Source organism: Delftia sp. UME58 (assembly GCF_014170385.1).
Classification (GTDB): Bacteria; Pseudomonadota; Gammaproteobacteria; order Burkholderiales; family Burkholderiaceae_C; genus Comamonas; species Comamonas acidovorans.
In genome coordinates this window covers 133339-150115 of record NZ_LZZV01000055.1, presented here as the reverse complement: position 1 = coordinate 150115, position 16777 = coordinate 133339, and the positions used below count along the sequence as shown (strand labels likewise).

Below are 16777 nucleotides of genomic sequence, written 5' to 3'. Positions count from 1 at the left end.
GATGAGACGCTACGCACGCATCACCGGCACGGGCAGCTACCTGCCACCCCGCCGACTCACCAATCACGATCTGGCAGCCGAACTGGCCCAGCGTGGCATAGAGACCTCGGACGAGTGGATCGTCGAGCGCACCGGCATCCATGCCCGTCACTTTGCCGCGCCCGACGTGGCCAGCAGCGATCTGGCCCTGGAGGCGTCGAAGAAGGCGCTGGAGGCCGCTGGCTGCCAGCCACAGGACATCGACCTGATCATCGTCGCCACCTCGACGCCCGACATGGTCTTCCCGTCCACGGCCTGCATCCTGCAGAACAAGCTCGGAGCCAATGGCTGCGCGGCCTTTGACGTGCAGGCTGTGTGCAGTGGCTTTGTCTACGCTCTCACGGTGGCCGATGCCATGATCCAGTCCGGCGCCGCAAGCCGCGCGCTGGTGGTGGGTTCCGAAGTCTTCAGCCGCATCCTTGATTTCAACGACCGCACGACCTGCGTGCTGTTCGGCGACGGCGCCGGCGCGGTGGTGCTGGAGGCGTCCGAGCAGCCGGGCATCCTGGCGTCCGACCTGCATGCCGATGGCAAGCATGTGGGCATCCTCTGCGTGCCGGGCAATGTATCCGGCGGCCAGGTGCTCGGCGATCCGCTGCTGAAGATGGATGGACAGGCCGTGTTCAAGCTGGCGGTCGGCGTGCTGGAAAAGGCCGCCCGCGCGACGCTGGACAAGGCCGGGCTCACCGATGCCGATATCGACTGGCTGATCCCTCACCAGGCCAACATCCGCATCATGCAAAGCACGGCGCGCAAGCTCAAGCTGTCCATGGACAAGGTGGTGGTGACCGTGGACCAGCATGGCAATACCTCGGCCGCCTCGATCCCGCTGGCGCTGGACCACGGCGTGCGCAATGGCCAGGTCAAGCCCGGGCAGACCGTGCTGCTGGAAGGCGTGGGCGGTGGCTTCACCTGGGGTGCGGTGCTTCTCAAGATGTGATGCGGGATGCCTGCCTGCCGGCAGGCTCCCATGGCGCGGCTTTTATTTTTGAAAATATGAAGAAGTTTGCATTCGTCTTTCCCGGCCAGGGTTCGCAATCGGTAGGCATGCTTGACGGATGGGGTGACCATCCTGTGGTGGCGCAGACGCTGGCCGAAGCCTCCGAGGCGCTGGGTGAAAACATCGTCCAGCTGATCCAGCAAGGACCGAAGGAAGCCCTGGCGCTCACCACCAACACCCAGCCCGTGATGCTGGTGGCCGGTGTGGCCGCCTGGCGCGTGTGGCAGGCCGAAGGCGGCGCGCTGCCCGATGCCGTGGCAGGTCATTCGCTGGGCGAGTATTCCGCCCTGGTCGCCTCGGGCGTGCTGACGCTGGCCCAGGCTGCCCCGCTGGTGCGCCTGCGTGCTGCAGCCATGCAGGAGGCCGTGCCCGTGGGCACGGGCGCCATGGCGGCCATCCTGGGCCTGGACTCCGACAAGGTGCGCGCAGGCTGCGCCGAGGTCACGGCCGCACTGGGTGGCGCCGAAGTCGTCGAAGCCGTCAACTTCAACGATCCTTCGCAGACCGTGATCGCCGGCAGCAAGGCTGCTGTCGAAAAGGCCTGCGAAGCCCTCAAGGCCGCAGGCGCCAAGCGCGCCCTGCCGTTGCCCGTGTCGGCGCCGTTCCATTCCAGCCTGATGAAGCCTGCGGCCGAAAAGCTCAAGGCGGCGCTGGCTGCCACTGCGCTGGCTGCGCCGCAGATTCCCGTGCTCAACAATATCGACGTGGCGGTCGAGCAAGACGCCGACGCCATCCGCGATGCGCTTTATCGCCAGGCCTTTGGCCCTGTGCGCTGGGTGGAATGCGTGCAGGCCATGAAGGCGCGCGGCATCGTGCATCTCGTCGAATGCGGTCCCGGCAAGGTGCTGATGGGCCTGACCAAGCGGATTGACGCGGACCTGACGGCCGCTGCCCTCTATGATCCGGCCACGCTGGCCGACGTGAAAGAATCCCTCGCATGACTGACAACCAGAACAAGCCCCAGGTTGCCCTGGTGACGGGTGCCTCGCGTGGCATTGGTGCTGCCATTGCCCAGGAGCTGGCAGCGCGCGGCTACCGCGTGATCGGCACGGCCACCACCGACGGTGGCGCGGAAAAGATCGGCCAGGCCCTGTCGGCCCATGAGGGCTGCCGTGGCGTGAACCTCAATGTCACGGATGGGGCGGCCGTCGATGCCCTGATCGACAGCATCGTCAAGAATGACGGCGGTCTGCATGTGCTGGTCAACAACGCCGGCATTACACGCGACACCCTGGCCATGCGTATGAAGGACGACGACTGGGATGCGGTGATCGACACCAATCTCAAGGCGGTTTTCCGAGTCAGCCGTACGGCCATTCGGCCCATGATGAAGCAGCGTTTTGGCCGCATCATCAACATCACCAGCGTCGTCGGCGCCTCCGGCAACCCCGGCCAGGCCAACTATGCGGCCGCCAAGGCCGGCGTTGCCGGCATGACGCGTGCGCTGGCCCGTGAACTGGGCAGCCGCGGCATCACGGTCAACTGCGTGGCGCCCGGCTTCATTGCCACCGACATGACGGCGGAGCTGCCCGAAGAGCAGAAGAACGCCCTCAAATCGCAGATCGCCATGGGCGATCTGGGCCAGCCCAGCGACATCGCCCATGCCGTGGCCTACCTCGCATCTGCGGGTGCGGGATACGTCACCGGCCAGGAATTGCACGTCAACGGCGGCATGTACATGTAAGTGCTGCGGCGGCTGCGGGCAGACCCCTGCCAGAAGCCGGCGTTGCTTGCAACCGAAGAGGCCGTTTCCTCGCGACGGCCGGCTGAAGAGGGCCTGAGGCCCGAAGCAGCTAGAATCGCGGGTTCATTCACAACCCCCAGAGGGAAACCATGAGCGATATCGAAGCACGTGTCAAAAAAATCATTGCCGAACAACTCGGCGTTGAAGAGTCTCAAGTCACCAACGAAAAGGCCTTCGTGGCTGATCTGGGTGCTGACTCCCTGGACACGGTGGAGCTGGTGATGGCCCTGGAAGATGAATTCGGCATCGAGATCCCCGACGAAGACGCGGAAAAGATCACGACGGTGCAAAACGCCATCGACTACGCCAACACCCACCAGAAGGCCTGATAGGGCCCTGACCCGAGCGATCAGCAGAAGGTTTTACGCATGAGCCGTCGTCGCGTTGTCGTGACCGGCCTGGGTTGCATCTCCCCCGTGGGTAACACGGTGGGCGACGCCTGGGCCAATCTTTTGGCCGGCCAGTCCGGCATTGACCTCATCACCAAGTTCGATGCCTCGAACTTTGCCTGCAAGATTGCGGGTGAGGTCAAGGGATTCGATGTGGAGTCGTACATGAGCGCCAAGGATGCGCGCTCCATGGACACCTTCATCCATTACGGCATCGCTGCTGCGGCGCAAGCCGTGCAGGACTCAGGTCTGCCCACGGGCGAGGCCTTGTCGGATGATCTGGCCACGCGCATCGGCTGTGTGATCGGTTCGGGCATCGGCGGCTTGCCGCTGATCGAGAACACCCACGCGGAACTGGCTGCGCGCGGACCGCGCCGCATCACGCCGTTCTTCGTGCCTGCCTCCATCATCAACATGGTGGCTGGCCATGTGTCCATGCGCTTCGGCTTCAAGGGGCCGAATCTTGCCGTGGTGACTGCCTGCACGACCGGGCTGCATTGCATAGGCGAGGCAGGACGCATGATCGAATACGGCGATGCCGATGTGGTGGTGGCTGGTGGCACGGAAGCCACGGTCTCCCCCCTGGGCGTCGGCGGCTTTGCCGCCATGCGCGCCCTGTCCACGCGCAATGATGATCCCAAGGCCGCTTCGCGTCCCTGGGACAAGGACCGCGACGGCTTCGTGCTGGGCGAAGGCGCGGGCGTGCTGGTGCTGGAAGAGTACGAGCATGCCAAGGCCCGCGGTGCCAAGATCTACGCCGAACTGTGCGGCTACGGCATGAGTGCCGACGCCGGCCACATGACGGCACCCAACATGGACGGCCCGCGCCGCGCCATGCTGGCAGCTTTGCGAAATGCCGGCATCAATGCCGACCAGATCGACTATTTGAACGCGCACGGCACTTCCACGCCGCTGGGCGACCTCAACGAGACGAATGCCATCAAGGCGGCTCTGGGCGATCACGCCAAGAACATCGTTGTCAGTTCGACCAAGTCCATGACAGGTCACCTGCTGGGCGGTGCCGGTGGCATCGAGAGCGTCTTCACCGTGCTGGCACTGCACGAGCAAAAGATTCCTCCGACCATCAACCTGGACAACCAGGACCCGGAGTGCGATCTCGACTACTGCGCCAATACGGCACGGGACGCGACTATCGAGGTGGCGGTGAAGAACAACTTCGGCTTCGGAGGCACCAACGGTACGCTGGTGTTCAAGCGAATCTGAGGCCTGCGCAACGCACATGAAAAGCCCGCCCCGCAAGGAGGCGGGCTTTTTTATTTCACGCATGTGCAAGGTGAATGCGGGATAAATGCCGGCCATGCTGCGGTTTTGCGACACTGCAGGCATGCCGTCTCGCCATGCGCCGCCCGCAGTTCGCCATCCGCTGAAGCCATCGCGCACCGTCGCAGCGTGTCTTTTTGCGCTTTGGCTGCTGGCCGCCATGCTTTTGCGGGCATGGGTCTTGAATCTCCAGTCAGGGTGGTGGCCTGCCGCCGTGGCCGTTGCGGTTTGCCTGGTCAGTGCTGCAGGCATGTGGCATGGATGGCACAGCCTGGGTCAAGGTTTCATCGCCTGGGATGGCGTGCAGTGGTCGATCGGCGCGGCGGACCCGGGCCAGGCGGCGCAGCCGGTGCGGCTGCAGGTGCGGGCCGATGGTGGGCCGTGGTTGTGGGTGCAGGTCCGTCCCATGGTTTCCATGGTGCCGGCGGGGCCCGCGCATTGGCGCGGCTCCCGCTGGCTGCTGCTGTTGTGCAGGCAGAGTCCGGAAACCTGGGGTGATTTGCGGCGTGCTGTATATTCCCCGGCCAGACCTACAGAACGGGCGCAATGACTGCGCCAGGGCCGCTGCGGCCCGTCTTCACCGATTTCATGACGCCTCCCGAATTCCCGCCTTCTTCTGCCGATAGCGACCTGGCTCTGGTCGAGCGCACCAACGCAGGAGACATGCGGGCCTTCGAGCTACTGGTCATCAAGTACCAGCGCCGCATCGAGCGCCTCATCGGCCGCATGGTGCGCGACGTGGACCTGGTGCCGGACATTGCGCAGGAAACCTTCATCCGCGCCTATCGTGCCCTGCACCAGTTTCGGGGGGATGCCCAGTTCTATACCTGGCTGTACCGCATTGCCGTGAATACCGCCAAGAAGGCGCTGCTGGACATGAAGCGCTCGCCGTTGATCACCGAAAGCGCGTTACACAACGGGGATGACGATGATGAAACTTCCCGGGTCAGCCAGGAACTAACCACCGAAGAAACGCCCGAAACGATCCTGGCGGCCCAGGAAATTGCCCAGGCAGTCAACGCCGCCATGGAGGCTTTGCCCGAGGATCTCCGACAAGCTGTCACGTTGCGGGAAATCGAAGGTCTGAGCTACGAGGAAATCTCGAACGCCATGGGTTGCCCCATCGGCACCGTGCGCTCACGCATTTTTCGCGCACGGGAAGCGATTTCAGCCAGGGTCAAGCCTTTGCTGGAGCGCCAGTCGGGCAAGCGTTGGTAGTCGTGATGGGTCGTGGCTGCCGGTGGCGCATTTTTTGGGTACAGGGTCTCAGAGCAGACAAGCAGGTGATTGATCATGAATGACGATCTGACGAAGCGCGAACAATTGTCGGCATTGGCTGATGGTGAACTCTCTGCCGCAGAGTTGCAGGCCGTGCTGGCCTATGCGGAAAGCGATGCAGGCCAGCAGGAGTGGCGCATGTACCACCTCGTGGGCGATGTGCTGCGTTCCCCTGAATTGGCACATCACAGCCGGCACGATGTGCTCTCCGGAATCCGCGCCCAACTGGCCAACGAGCCTCGCCGTCCCCTGGTCTCGGTGGCTACTGAAGAGCTGGCGCAAATCGCGCATCCGGCGCAGGACCGGGCTGTGATCAATGGCGCGCCGCTGCGCGATGCGGCCAATGCTTCGGTATTCCGCTGGAAGATGGCGGCGGGCTTTGCCTCCGTGGCGGCCGTGGCCGCCATTGGTTGGAGCGTGATGCTGGGCGCGCCTGCCGGTCCCGGCGCCGCGCCGGGCCGGGCCCTGGCTGCCCTTGAGTCGGGTGCTCCGTCGGCGCCGGTTGCGGTGGCTGGCAATGCCCAGGACTTCCCGCTTGGCGATACGGCCCAGTCTTCCTCGGTCGTGGCGGTGGCCGGACCCTACGGGCAGAGCGTGATGCTGCGCGATCCGCGCCTGGATGCGCTGCTGGCCTCGCATCCGCAATACAGTGGGCCGGCCACGTTGCAGATGCCCGCCAGCTTCCTGCGCAACGCCAACTTCGCCTCGGCACCGCGCGCCAACCAGCGCTGAATCTCACAGGAGAGCATTGCTCTCCTGCCTTCTTTTGCACCCGCGTTCAGCCTTTCGGCATTGAAATGGACGCGGGTGCAGTCATTTGTGCTCCATGCACGGCGGCTCGCGCCCCATGCATGCTGCCGATTCGGGAACTAACCGTGTCTTTCAGGCTTCTGAGCCATCGTCTGGCCGATGCTCGCCAGGACTGCGCCAGAATGTGACGTTCGTCCGAAAGCAAGTCGGCTGCCATGTGTCCGAACAAACCGCCTTGGCGCGATGGCGTCGGGGCAACGTAATGATTGAGATGGAAAGGATGACCATGACCACTGTTCGATGGAAGACGCTGCAGTCCTGCGCACTGGCCGGCGTTCTGGCGCTGGCTGCAGGCGGCGCAGGAATGCTGGTGCCGGTGAGTGCCGCCCATGCGCAAAGTGGCGCCGTGGTGCGGGGGCTGCCGGACTTCACCGATCTGGTCGAGCAGGTCGGCCCTTCCGTGGTCAACATCCGCACGCTGGAGAAGGTGTCGGCCAACTCCGCCGAGGCGCTGGGCATGGACGAGGACATGCTCGAATTCTTCCGCCGCTTCGGCCTGCCCGTGCCCAATGTGCCGCGCCAGCGTCCACAGCCGCGTTCGCAGCCTGACGAGGAGCAGCCGCGCGGCGTGGGCTCCGGCTTCATCCTGACGGCCGATGGCTTTGTGATGACCAATGCCCACGTGGTCGAAGGCGCTGACGAAGTCATCGTCACGCTGACCGACAAGCGCGAGTTCAAGGCCAAGATCGTCGGCAGCGACAAGCGCACCGACGTGGCCGTGGTCAAGATCGACGCCACTGGGCTGCCTGCCGTGAAGATCGGCGACGTGAACCGCCTCAAGGTCGGCGAGTGGGTGATGGCCATCGGTTCGCCCTTCGGTCTCGACAACTCCGTCACTGCAGGCATTGTCAGCGCCAAGCAGCGCGACACGGGTGACTATCTGCCCTTCATCCAGACCGATGTGGCCATCAACCCCGGCAACTCGGGCGGCCCGTTGCTGAATATGCGCGGTGAGGTCGTGGGCATCAACAGCCAGATCTATTCGCGCTCCGGCGGCTTCATGGGCATCAGCTTCGCGATTCCGATCGATGAGGCCGTGCGTGTCAGCGACCAGTTGCGCGCCACCGGCAAGGTCACGCGAGGCCGCATTGGCGTGCAGATCGGCCCGGTCACCAAGGATATTGCCGAATCCATCGGCCTGGGCAAGGCGCAGGGCGCGCTGGTCTCGGCCGTCGAGTCGGATTCGCCCGCTGCCAAGGCGGGCGTCGAGGCCGGTGACGTGATCATCAAGTTCGACGGCAAGGCCATCGACAAGGTGGCTGACCTGCCGCGCCTGGTAGGCAATACCAAGCCCGGAACACGCAGCACCATCACGGTGTTCCGTCGCGGTGCTGCCAAGGATCTGACCATGGTGATCGCCGAGGTCGAGCCCGACGGCGCCGCCCCGCAGGCAAAGTCCTCCGGCAAGGGCAGCACCCTGGTTTCCCAGCCGCTGGGCCTGACGCTGGCCGAGCTCACGGATGCCCAGAAGAAGGAGCTGGGCATCAAGGGCGGCGTGCGCGTGACGGCGGCTGTCGAGGCCGCGGCACGCGCGGGCCTGCGCGAAGGCGACGTGATCCTGCAGCTGGCCAATGTCGAGATCACGGGGCTCAAGAGCTTCGAGGCCACGCTGGCCAAGGTGGACAAGAGCAAGCCGGTGAACCTGCTGGTGCGCCGTGGCGAATGGGCGCAGTACGTGCTGATCCGTCCGGCGCGCTGAGCTGCGGGGGAGGGCGGTTTTCCGGTTCCTGGGGAATACCCTCGGAATCCTGACCCGGAGCCGCCCATGCCCCTTGGGGCATTGGGTAAAATGCCCTACCAAAGCGTGACGGCTCAAGGCGTCAGAAACCTGTTTTCAAAGGGGATTGTTGCGGTGCAAAAGCACCGCACTATCCGGTGATCGACGGGCGAGAAATGGCTCGGCGGTTCTGTTGATAAACTGTTGATAAATAATTGTGACAGATCAAGCCCGGACCTTTGCAGGCCTTGTCAGGGCTTGGTTTTCAGCCCTTTTTGCCTACAATAAAGTCCCAACTATCGCAGTTGCCAGAGATTGTTGGTTCGGGGCGCGTCGTTCATGGACGCGCCCTTTTTTCTTGTGCGCCGGCCCTGTCGTTTTCCACCTTCACTAGCAGTCCTTCTCGTTGATGAACCACATCAGAAATTTTTCCATCATTGCGCACATCGACCATGGCAAGTCGACGCTGGCTGACCGCCTCATCCAGCGTTGCGGAGGCCTGGCTGACCGTGACATGGAAGCCCAGGTGCTGGACTCGATGGATATCGAGAAAGAGCGCGGCATCACCATCAAGGCGCAGACCGCAGCCCTGCAGTACAAGGCCAAGGATGGCCAGGTCTACAACCTCAACCTCATCGACACGCCCGGCCACGTGGACTTCTCGTACGAAGTCTCGCGTTCGCTGTCGGCCTGCGAGGGAGCGCTGCTGGTGGTGGATGCCTCGCAGGGCGTCGAGGCGCAGACCGTGGCCAACTGCTATACCGCGCTGGAGCTCGGCGTGGAGGTGACGGCTGTTCTCAACAAGATGGATCTGCCGCAGGCCGATCCTGACAACGCCAAGGCCGAGATCGAGGATGTCATCGGCATCGATGCCAGCGATGCCATTCCCTGCTCGGCCAAGACCGGCATGGGCATCGACGAGATCCTGGAGGCCGTGGTTGCCAAGGTGCCGCCGCCCAAGGGCGATCCCAATGGCCAACTGCGCGCCATGATCATCGACAGCTGGTTCGACACCTATGTGGGCGTCGTGATGCTGGTGCGCGTGGTCGATGGTGAACTCAAGCGTGGCGAGCGCTTCAAGATGATGGCCTCGGGCGCTGCCTATGAAGCCAACAACCTGGGCGTGTTCACCCCGGCCGACGTGCCGCGCGATGCGCTGCGCGCAGGCGAGGTGGGCTACATCATCGCCGGTATCAAGGAGCTCAAGGCGGCCAAGGTGGGCGACACCATCACGCTGGAAAAGAAGCTTCCCAACAACCTGGGCCCCGCCACCGTGGCGCTGCCCGGCTTCAAGGAAATCAAGCCCCAGGTGTTCGCGGGCCTGTATCCCACCGAAGCCAGCGAGTACGACCAGCTGCGTGATGCGCTGGAGAAGCTGCAGCTCAACGATTCGTCCCTGCAGTTCGAGCCTGAAGTCTCGCAGGCGCTGGGCTTTGGCTTTCGCTGCGGCTTCCTGGGCCTGCTGCACATGGAAATCGTGCAGGAGCGTCTGGAGCGCGAATTCGACCAGGACCTGATCACCACCGCGCCCAGCGTGGTCTACGAAGTGGTCAAGGGCGATGGCGAGGTCATCCAGGTCGAGAACCCGTCCAAGATGCCCGATGCCGGCCGGATCGAGGAAGTGCGCGAGCCCATCGTCACTGTCCACCTGTACATGCCCCAGGACTATGTGGGCCCGGTGATGACGCTGGCCAACCAAAAGCGCGGCGTGCAGATCAACATGCAGTACCACGGCCGCCAGGTGATGCTCACCTATGAGATGCCGCTGGGCGAAATCGTGCTGGACTTCTTCGACAAGCTCAAGTCGGTGTCGCGCGGCTACGCCTCCATGGACTATGAGTTCAAGGAGTACCGCGCCTCCGACGTGGTGAAGGTGGACATCCTGCTCAATGGCGAGAAGGTCGATGCGTTGTCCATCATCGTGCACCGCTCCCAGGCCACGTACCGCGGCCGGGCCGTGGTGGCCAAGATGCGCGAGATCATCAGCCGCCAGATGTTCGATGTGGCCATCCAGGCCGCCATCGGTGCCAACATCATCGCGCGGGAAACCGTCAAGGCCATGCGCAAGAACGTGCTGGCCAAGTGCTACGGCGGCGACATCACCCGCAAGCGCAAGCTGCTGGAAAAGCAAAAGGCCGGCAAGAAGCGCATGAAGCAGATCGGATCGGTGGAAGTGCCCCAGGAGGCCTTCCTGGCCATCCTGCAAGTGGAGGATTGATGCAAGCCATGCAATGGATTACGGCCGTCGTACTCGCGGCCTTCGTGGGCTATATCGGCGCCTGGTACACAGGCTTCATCGAGGGCAACTTCGCGCTGCTGCTGTTCCTGGCCACCGTGGTCACGGGCCTGTACTGGGTGGCGGAACGGTTGTACTTCCTGCCGCGCCGCCGCCGCGCTGCCGTGGCCATCGAGGAGGCTGCCGTGGCGCGCCGCGCAGAACTCGACCGCATGGGCATCGCCAAGACCGACATCGAGGTGTCGGAAGAGGCCAAGGGCCGCATCCTCATGCAGCCCTGGTGGCTGGACTGGACGGCAGGCCTGTTCCCGGTGATCGCGATCGTCTTCGTGCTGCGCTCGTTCCTGTTCGAGCCGTTCAAGATCCCGTCGGGCTCCATGATCCCCACGCTGCTCGTGGGCGACCTGATCCTGGTGAACAAGTTCACCTATGGCGTGCGCCTGCCGGTGATCAACACCAAGATCACGCAGGGAACGCCGCTGCAGCGTGGCGATGTGGTGGTGTTCCGCTACCCGCCCCAGCCCAGCCTTGACTACATCAAGCGGGTGGTGGGCCTGCCGGGCGACGAGATCGCCTACCTGAACAAGCGGCTGACGATCAATGGCAAGGAAGTCCCGGTCAATGCACTGCCTGACTTCTTCGACAAGGATGCGATGCGCTACTTCAAGCAGTACGAGGAGGCGCTGGGCGACAAGCCGCACCGCATGATCGTGAACCAGGACGTGCCCGCCTTCATCCAGGGCGCCAGCGGCTTCGAGTTCCGCGAGAACTGCCGCTACAGCGTCGAGGGCATCACCTGCAAGGTGCCGGAGGGCCAGTACTTCATGATGGGCGACAACCGCGACAATTCGCTGGATTCCCGCTACTGGGGCTTTGTGCCCGACAAGAACATCGTGGGCCGGGCTTTCTTCGTCTGGATGAACTTCGGGGATTTCAAGCGCATCGGCAGCTTCCATTGATCATGTGCATGCCTGGGGCCCGGATCGGACCGGGCATGTGCGAGGGATTCGCATCGGAGGAGGAAAAAGCATGTTGACATCGAACAACCGGCGTTCGCGCCAGCGCGGCCTGTCCTTTCTGGGACTGGTGTTTGTGATTGCCCTGGGCGTGGGCGTGGTGGCTGTCGGCGCACAATCCCTGCCAGTCCTCCTGGAATATCAGGCCATCGTCAAGGCTGCCAACAAGTCTGCCCGAGAGGGAACTTCTGTGGCAGACGTGAAAGCCAACTTCAACCGTGCCGCCCAGATTGACGACATCAAGTCGGTCGCTGGTGAGGACCTCGAAGTGACCAAGGTCAACGACCGCATTGTGGTGGGGTTCGAGTATTCGCGCGAGATCCATCTCGTGGGCCCCGCCTACCTGACTTACCGTTTTAAGAAGCAGACCCAATAGGTGCCTCCCTTACTGAATGCGCTGCAGCTGAGGCTGCAGCATCAATTTGCCGAGCCTGCATTGCTGCAGCGTGCCGTCACGCACCGCAGCTTCTCGGCAGACAACAACGAGCGCCTGGAATTCCTCGGCGACTCGGTGCTGAACCTTGCCATTTCCAGCCTGCTCTACCAGCGGCTCAGTTCCATGCCCGAGGGCGATCTGTCCCGCGTGCGCGCCAACCTGGTCAAGGAAGGCACGCTGCACCAGATCGCGCTGAGGCTGCAGTTGCCCGATCTGCTGCGCCTGGGCGAGGGTGAATCCAAGTCGGGCGGCAAGCAACGCCCCTCCATCCTGGCCGATGCGGTCGAGGCCCTGATCGGCGCGGTCTATCTGGATGCCGGCTACGCTGCGGGCGAGAAGGTGGTACACCATCTTTTCGAAGGCGTGGACATCAACCCCCACATGCGTGCAGCCGAAAAGGATGCGAAGACGGCCCTGCAGGAATGGCTGCAGGGACGGCGCATGAAGCTGCCGCAGTACGAGGTGGTCGCCACCACGGGCGCCGCCCACCGCCAGACCTTTGAAGTGGCTTGCGCGATTGCCGAGCTGCAGCTGCAGGCCCGGGGAACGGGTGCCTCGCGCAGAGCCGCAGAGCAGACGGCTGCCACAGCCATGCTGGAACTATTGAAAGCAAGACACGCATGAACCAAGACAAACCTCCGGCGCCGGCACAGACCGCCGCCGAACTCGATGCCCTGCTGGCTGCGGCCAAGCCCGGCGCCGGCGCAGCGCGCACGGCATCCACCCCTGAGGAAGCCCAGGCGCCCGAGGTGCCGACAGGCCCGCAGCGCTGCGGCCTGATCGCCATCGTCGGCAAGCCCAATGTGGGCAAGTCCACGCTGATGAATGCGCTGGTGGGCCAGAAGATCAGCATCACCTCGCGCAAGGCGCAGACCACGCGCCACCGCATCACGGGCATTCGCTCGCGCGCCGCGACGCAGTTCATCTTCGTCGATACACCGGGTTTCCAGACCAAGCACAGCACGGCGCTGAACAAGTCGCTCAACAAGACCGTGATGGGCGCCATCGGCGACGTGGACCTGATCCTGTTCGTCGTGGAAGCCGGCCAGTTCACGCTGGCCGATGCCAAGGTGCTGTCGCTGTTCAAGCCCGGCATTCCCACGCTGCTGATCGCCAACAAGCTCGATACCGTGGGCCGCCGTGCCGAGATCGCCCCCTGGCTCAAGAGCATGCAGGAGCGCCATCCGTTTGCCGAGTTCGTGCCCATGTCGGCCAAGAGCAAGGGCGACATCGAGCGCCTGTTCGGCATCTGCGAGAAATACCTGCCCGAGCAGGACTGGATGTATGCGCCCGACGAGCTGACCGACCGTAGCGAGAAGTTCCTCGCCTCGGAAACCGTGCGCGAGAAGCTGTTCCGCTTCACGGGCGACGAGCTGCCCTACACCTCCACGGTGGTCATCGACAAGTTCGAGGAAGAGGCCAGCAAGCAGCACAAGCGCTTCATCCGCGTGGCGGCGACCATCGTGGTCGAGCGCGACGGACACAAGGCCATGATCATCGGAGAGAAGGGCGAGCGCCTCAAGCGCATCAGCACCGAGGCCCGCCAGGAGCTGGAAAAGCTCATGGATGCCAAGGTCTTCCTCGAAGTCTGGGTCAAGGTGCGCTCGGGCTGGGCCGACGACGAGGCCCGCGTGCGCTCCTTCGGCTACGAGTGAGAAACCTCCCCGCAAGGCCCTCTGTCCATGGCTAGCGCCAAGCGTGTCTCGGACGAGCCGGCCTATGTGCTGCACAGCTATGACTGGAGCGAGTCCAGCCTGATCCTCGAGGTCTTCACGCGGCACCGGGGCCGCGTGGCGCTGGCGGCCAAGGGCGTCAAGCGACCGACCTCGAACTTTCGCCCCGTGCTGCTGCCGCTGCAGCCGCTGAGCCTGAGCTACAGCCTGGGCGGCGAGGGCAATGCCGAGATCCACACCCTCAAGGGTGCCGAGTGGGTGGGCGGCCATGTCATGCCCCAGGGCGACGCCCTGATGTCGGGCCTGTACCTCAACGAACTGCTGATGCGCCTGCTGGCGCGAGACGATCCCTATGCGGCGCTGTTCGACATCTATGCCGGCGTGGTGCGCGTGCTGGCGGGCCAGCACGGTGATGCCATCGAGCCCGTGCTGCGCACCTTCGAGCTGCTGCTGCTGCGCGAACTGGGCCATCTGCCCGCCTTGAATGAGGAAAGCGCCACGCTGGCGCCGCTGGCCGAAGGCCGCCGCTATGCGCTGGTGGCCGAAGGCGGCCTGCGCCCGGCGCTGCAGGGCGAGCGCGCCGTGCTGGGCGCTGCGCAATGGCAGGCCATTGAAAGTGCGCTGCAGGCCCGGCAGGCCTTCAATGCCACGCTGCATGTGGTGGCCCAACCCGAGCAGGCGCTGGCCCTCAAGCCCCAACTGAGGGCCCTGCTGCAATACCATTGCGGCAGTCCCATGCTGCGCACCCGCCAGCTGATGATGGATCTGCAATCGCTATGAATCTTTCCCACGCTTCGCAGCGCACGGCGCTGTCGGTCAATGTCAACAAGGTTGCGCTGCTGCGCAACACGCGCCACCTGGGCATTCCCAGCGTGACGCGTGCCGCGCGCATCTGCCTGGAGGCCGGTGCCCAGGGCATCACCATCCATCCGCGTCCCGACCAGCGCCATATCCGCAGCGAGGATGTCCATGAACTGCATGCGCTGATGAAACACTGGCCGCAGGCGGAGTTCAACATCGAGGGCAACCCGACGCAGAACCTCATGGACTTCATCCGCGACACGCGCCCGCACCAGGCCACCTTCGTGCCCGACAGCGAGGACCAGTTCACCAGCGACCATGGCTGGAACTTCCCGCAGGACGCCGAGCGCCTGGAGCCGCTGATTGCCGAATGCCGCCAGCTGGGCGTGCGCGTCAGCCTGTTCATGGACCCCGTGCCCGCGCAGATGGCCGCTGCGCGCGCCGTGGGCGCCGACCGGGTCGAGCTGTACACCGAGCCCTATGCGGCGGCGTGGGGCACGGCAGACCAGGAAGCCCAGCTGCAGGCCTATGCGGCGGCGGCCCAGGCGGCTTTGGATGCCGGGCTGGGCATCAATGCCGGCCACGACCTCAGCCGCGACAACCTGGCCGCCTTCGTCGCGCGCGTGCCGGGCCTGCTCGAAGTCTCCATCGGCCATGCGCTGATCGCCGACGCATTGGAGCTGGGCTATGCCGAAACCGTGCGCGCCTACCAGCAGTGCATAGACCAGGGCATGGTGGCGCGCCGGGGCGCCTGATTCCTTCGCGGAGCGAATCCATGATCTACGGCATCGGTACCGACATCTGCGACGTGCGCCGCATCCGCGCCAGCCTGGAGCGCCATGGCGACCGTTTCGCCGAGAAGGTGCTGGCCGAGGGCGAACTGGCCACCTGGCGTGCCCGCCGCGCGCGCTGGCCCGAGCGCGGCATCCGCTTCGTGGCCACGCGCTTTTCCGCCAAGGAGGCCTTTTCCAAGGCCATAGGCATGGGCATGGTCATGCCCATGACCTGGCGCAGCTGCGAGGTCGTCAAACTGCCCAGCGGCCAGCCTGCCATCGTGCTGCATGGCGCGCTCAAGGAATGGTTCGAGGCACGCAACCTGCAGGTGCACCTGTCCGTGACCGACGAGAGCGACTACGCCGCCAGCTTCTGCGTGGTAGAGCGCCGCGCCTGACACCCGGCCAGCGTGACGCTGGCTTTTTTGACTCCACAGGATTCATAGGAACTCCCGGCATGACCGAGCACGCACCCCTCATCATCGACATCGCCGGCAAGGCACTCACCGATGTGGACCGCCAGCGCCTGGCGCATCCGCTGGTCGGCGGCATCATCCTCTTTGCCCGCAACTGGGAAAGCCGCGATCAGCTGGTGCAGCTGTGCGCCGATATCAAGGCGGTCAGGCCCGATTTGCTGATCTGCGTGGACCATGAGGGCGGGCGCGTGCAGCGTTTTCGCGCTGACGGCTTCACGCACCTGCCGCCCATGCGCGCCTTCGGCCAGATGTGGATGGACGACGGCAAGGGCAGCAAGCACCGTGAAGGCAGCGGCGCCCTGGCCGCCATGAATGCCGCCACGGCGGCCGGCTATGTGCTGGGCACCGAGCTGCGCGGCTGCGGCGTGGATTTCAGCTTCACCCCGGTGCTGGATCTTGACTATGGTGCCAGCAGCGTCATCGGCGACCGCAGCTTCCATCGCGACCCGCGCGTGGTGGCCGCGCTGGCCCGCAGCCTCATGCACGGCCTGCTGCAGGCCGGCATGGGCAACTGCGGCAAGCACTTTCCCGGCCACGGCTTCGTCAAGGCCGATTCGCATGTGGACATTCCGGTCGATGGCCGCAGCCTCACCGCCATCCTGGGCGAGGACGCCGCGCCCTATCCTTGGTTGTCCAGCGTGCTCACGGCCGTGATGCCGGCCCATGTGATCTACCCCAAGGTCGACAAGCGCCCGGCAGGTTTTTCCGCCAAGTGGCTCAAGGACATTCTGCGCAGCCGCCTGCGCTACGACGGCGCCATCTTCAGCGACGACTTGAGCATGGAGGGCGCGCGCCGCATCGACGGCCAGCTCATCGGCTATACCGACGCGGCCCTGGCCGCGCTGGAGGCGGGCTGCGACATGGTGCTGCTGTGCAACCAGAGCCTGGGCCTGGGCGAGCATGTGGACGAGCTGCTGGCGGGCATGGAGGCCGCGCAGCGCAGCGGCCGCTGGCAGCCCGATGCCGACAGCGAATCGCGCCGCGTGGCCCTGCTGCCGGAGACCGTGCCCCAGCCCTGGGACGAGCTCATGCGCCAGCCTGCCTATCTGCAGGCGCTGGACCTGCTGCCTTGATGGATTGAAGGACGCCGCCGCTGGCCGCTCCGGGG

General features: G+C 64.6%; 18 protein-coding genes. All 18 read left to right on the top strand.

Features of this window, described 5'->3' with window-relative positions; all coding sequences use genetic code 11:
* The first annotated feature begins 1 nt into the window (after position 1).
* Positions 2 to 979: a beta-ketoacyl-ACP synthase III gene (locus A9976_RS16270; protein WP_012207070.1), complete on the top strand. Its 978-nt coding sequence runs from the start codon at positions 2 to 4 to the stop codon at positions 977 to 979.
* 56 nt (positions 980 to 1035) lie between these two features.
* Entirely contained in the window at positions 1036 to 1980 is a 945-nt protein-coding gene (gene fabD / locus A9976_RS16265; protein ID WP_183019850.1) for an ACP S-malonyltransferase, read from the top strand.
* On the top strand, positions 1977 to 2723 hold the full coding sequence (gene fabG, locus A9976_RS16260; RefSeq protein ID WP_013800993.1) for a 3-oxoacyl-ACP reductase FabG: 747 nt from the start codon (positions 1977 to 1979) through the stop codon (positions 2721 to 2723). The genes fabD and fabG overlap by 4 nt, the downstream gene beginning before the upstream one ends.
* A 149-nt stretch (positions 2724 to 2872) precedes the next feature.
* Positions 2873 to 3112 (top strand): acyl carrier protein, encoded by a 240-nt coding sequence (acpP, locus tag A9976_RS16255; RefSeq protein ID WP_003058049.1) that lies wholly within the window; start codon positions 2873 to 2875, stop codon positions 3110 to 3112.
* Between the two features lie 39 nt (positions 3113 to 3151).
* Positions 3152 to 4396, top strand: coding sequence for a beta-ketoacyl-ACP synthase II (fabF, locus tag A9976_RS16250; protein ID WP_183019849.1), 1245 nt, complete (start codon positions 3152 to 3154; stop codon positions 4394 to 4396).
* A gap of 85 nt (positions 4397 to 4481) precedes the next feature.
* Positions 4482 to 5003, top strand: coding sequence for a hypothetical protein (locus A9976_RS16245; RefSeq protein WP_183019848.1), 522 nt, complete (start codon positions 4482 to 4484; stop codon positions 5001 to 5003).
* A gap of 38 nt (positions 5004 to 5041) precedes the next feature.
* Complete coding sequence (rpoE, locus tag A9976_RS16240; RefSeq protein ID WP_043783676.1) at positions 5042 to 5671, top strand: RNA polymerase sigma factor RpoE; 630 nt, start codon at positions 5042 to 5044, stop codon at positions 5669 to 5671.
* Between the two features lie 75 nt (positions 5672 to 5746).
* Entirely contained in the window at positions 5747 to 6463 is a 717-nt protein-coding gene (locus A9976_RS16235) for a sigma-E factor negative regulatory protein (protein ID WP_183019847.1), read from the top strand.
* A gap of 304 nt (positions 6464 to 6767) precedes the next feature.
* The gene (locus A9976_RS16230; protein ID WP_183019846.1) at positions 6768 to 8240 is read left to right on the top strand and encodes a DegQ family serine endoprotease; all 1473 of its coding nucleotides are present in this window, start codon (positions 6768 to 6770) and stop codon (positions 8238 to 8240) included.
* 427 nt (positions 8241 to 8667) lie between these two features.
* Positions 8668 to 10476 (top strand): translation elongation factor 4, encoded by a 1809-nt coding sequence (lepA, locus tag A9976_RS16225; protein ID WP_183019845.1) that lies wholly within the window; start codon positions 8668 to 8670, stop codon positions 10474 to 10476.
* Positions 10476 to 11453 carry a signal peptidase I gene (gene lepB / locus A9976_RS16220; RefSeq protein WP_183019844.1) on the top strand — a complete coding sequence of 326 codons (978 nt, stop codon included), beginning with the start codon at positions 10476 to 10478 and terminating at the stop codon, positions 11451 to 11453. The genes lepA and lepB overlap by 1 nt, the downstream gene beginning before the upstream one ends.
* A 70-nt stretch (positions 11454 to 11523) precedes the next feature.
* Positions 11524 to 11886, top strand: a complete 363-nt coding sequence (locus A9976_RS16215; protein ID WP_183019843.1) for a DUF4845 domain-containing protein — start codon at positions 11524 to 11526, stop codon at positions 11884 to 11886.
* Entirely contained in the window at positions 11887 to 12570 is a 684-nt protein-coding gene (rnc, locus tag A9976_RS16210) for a ribonuclease III (RefSeq protein ID WP_012207060.1), read from the top strand. It begins immediately after the preceding gene.
* Positions 12567 to 13601 carry a GTPase Era gene (gene era / locus A9976_RS16205; RefSeq protein ID WP_183019842.1) on the top strand — a complete coding sequence of 345 codons (1035 nt, stop codon included), beginning with the start codon at positions 12567 to 12569 and terminating at the stop codon, positions 13599 to 13601. The genes rnc and era overlap by 4 nt, the downstream gene beginning before the upstream one ends.
* Before the next feature lie 27 nt (positions 13602 to 13628).
* Positions 13629 to 14399 (top strand): DNA repair protein RecO, encoded by a 771-nt coding sequence (recO, locus tag A9976_RS16200; RefSeq protein WP_012207058.1) that lies wholly within the window; start codon positions 13629 to 13631, stop codon positions 14397 to 14399.
* Complete coding sequence (locus A9976_RS16195; RefSeq protein WP_183019841.1) at positions 14396 to 15175, top strand: pyridoxine 5'-phosphate synthase; 780 nt, start codon at positions 14396 to 14398, stop codon at positions 15173 to 15175. Before recO ends, A9976_RS16195 begins: the two co-directional genes overlap by 4 nt.
* Positions 15176 to 15195: 20 nt before the next feature.
* The gene (gene acpS / locus A9976_RS16190) at positions 15196 to 15591 is read left to right on the top strand and encodes a holo-ACP synthase (RefSeq protein ID WP_013801000.1); all 396 of its coding nucleotides are present in this window, start codon (positions 15196 to 15198) and stop codon (positions 15589 to 15591) included.
* A 59-nt stretch (positions 15592 to 15650) separates the two neighbouring features.
* A complete protein-coding gene (gene nagZ / locus A9976_RS16185; RefSeq protein ID WP_183019840.1) occupies positions 15651 to 16742 on the top strand; it encodes a beta-N-acetylhexosaminidase in 1092 nt (363 codons plus the stop codon).
* The last annotated feature ends 35 nt before the right edge of the window (positions 16743 to 16777 follow it).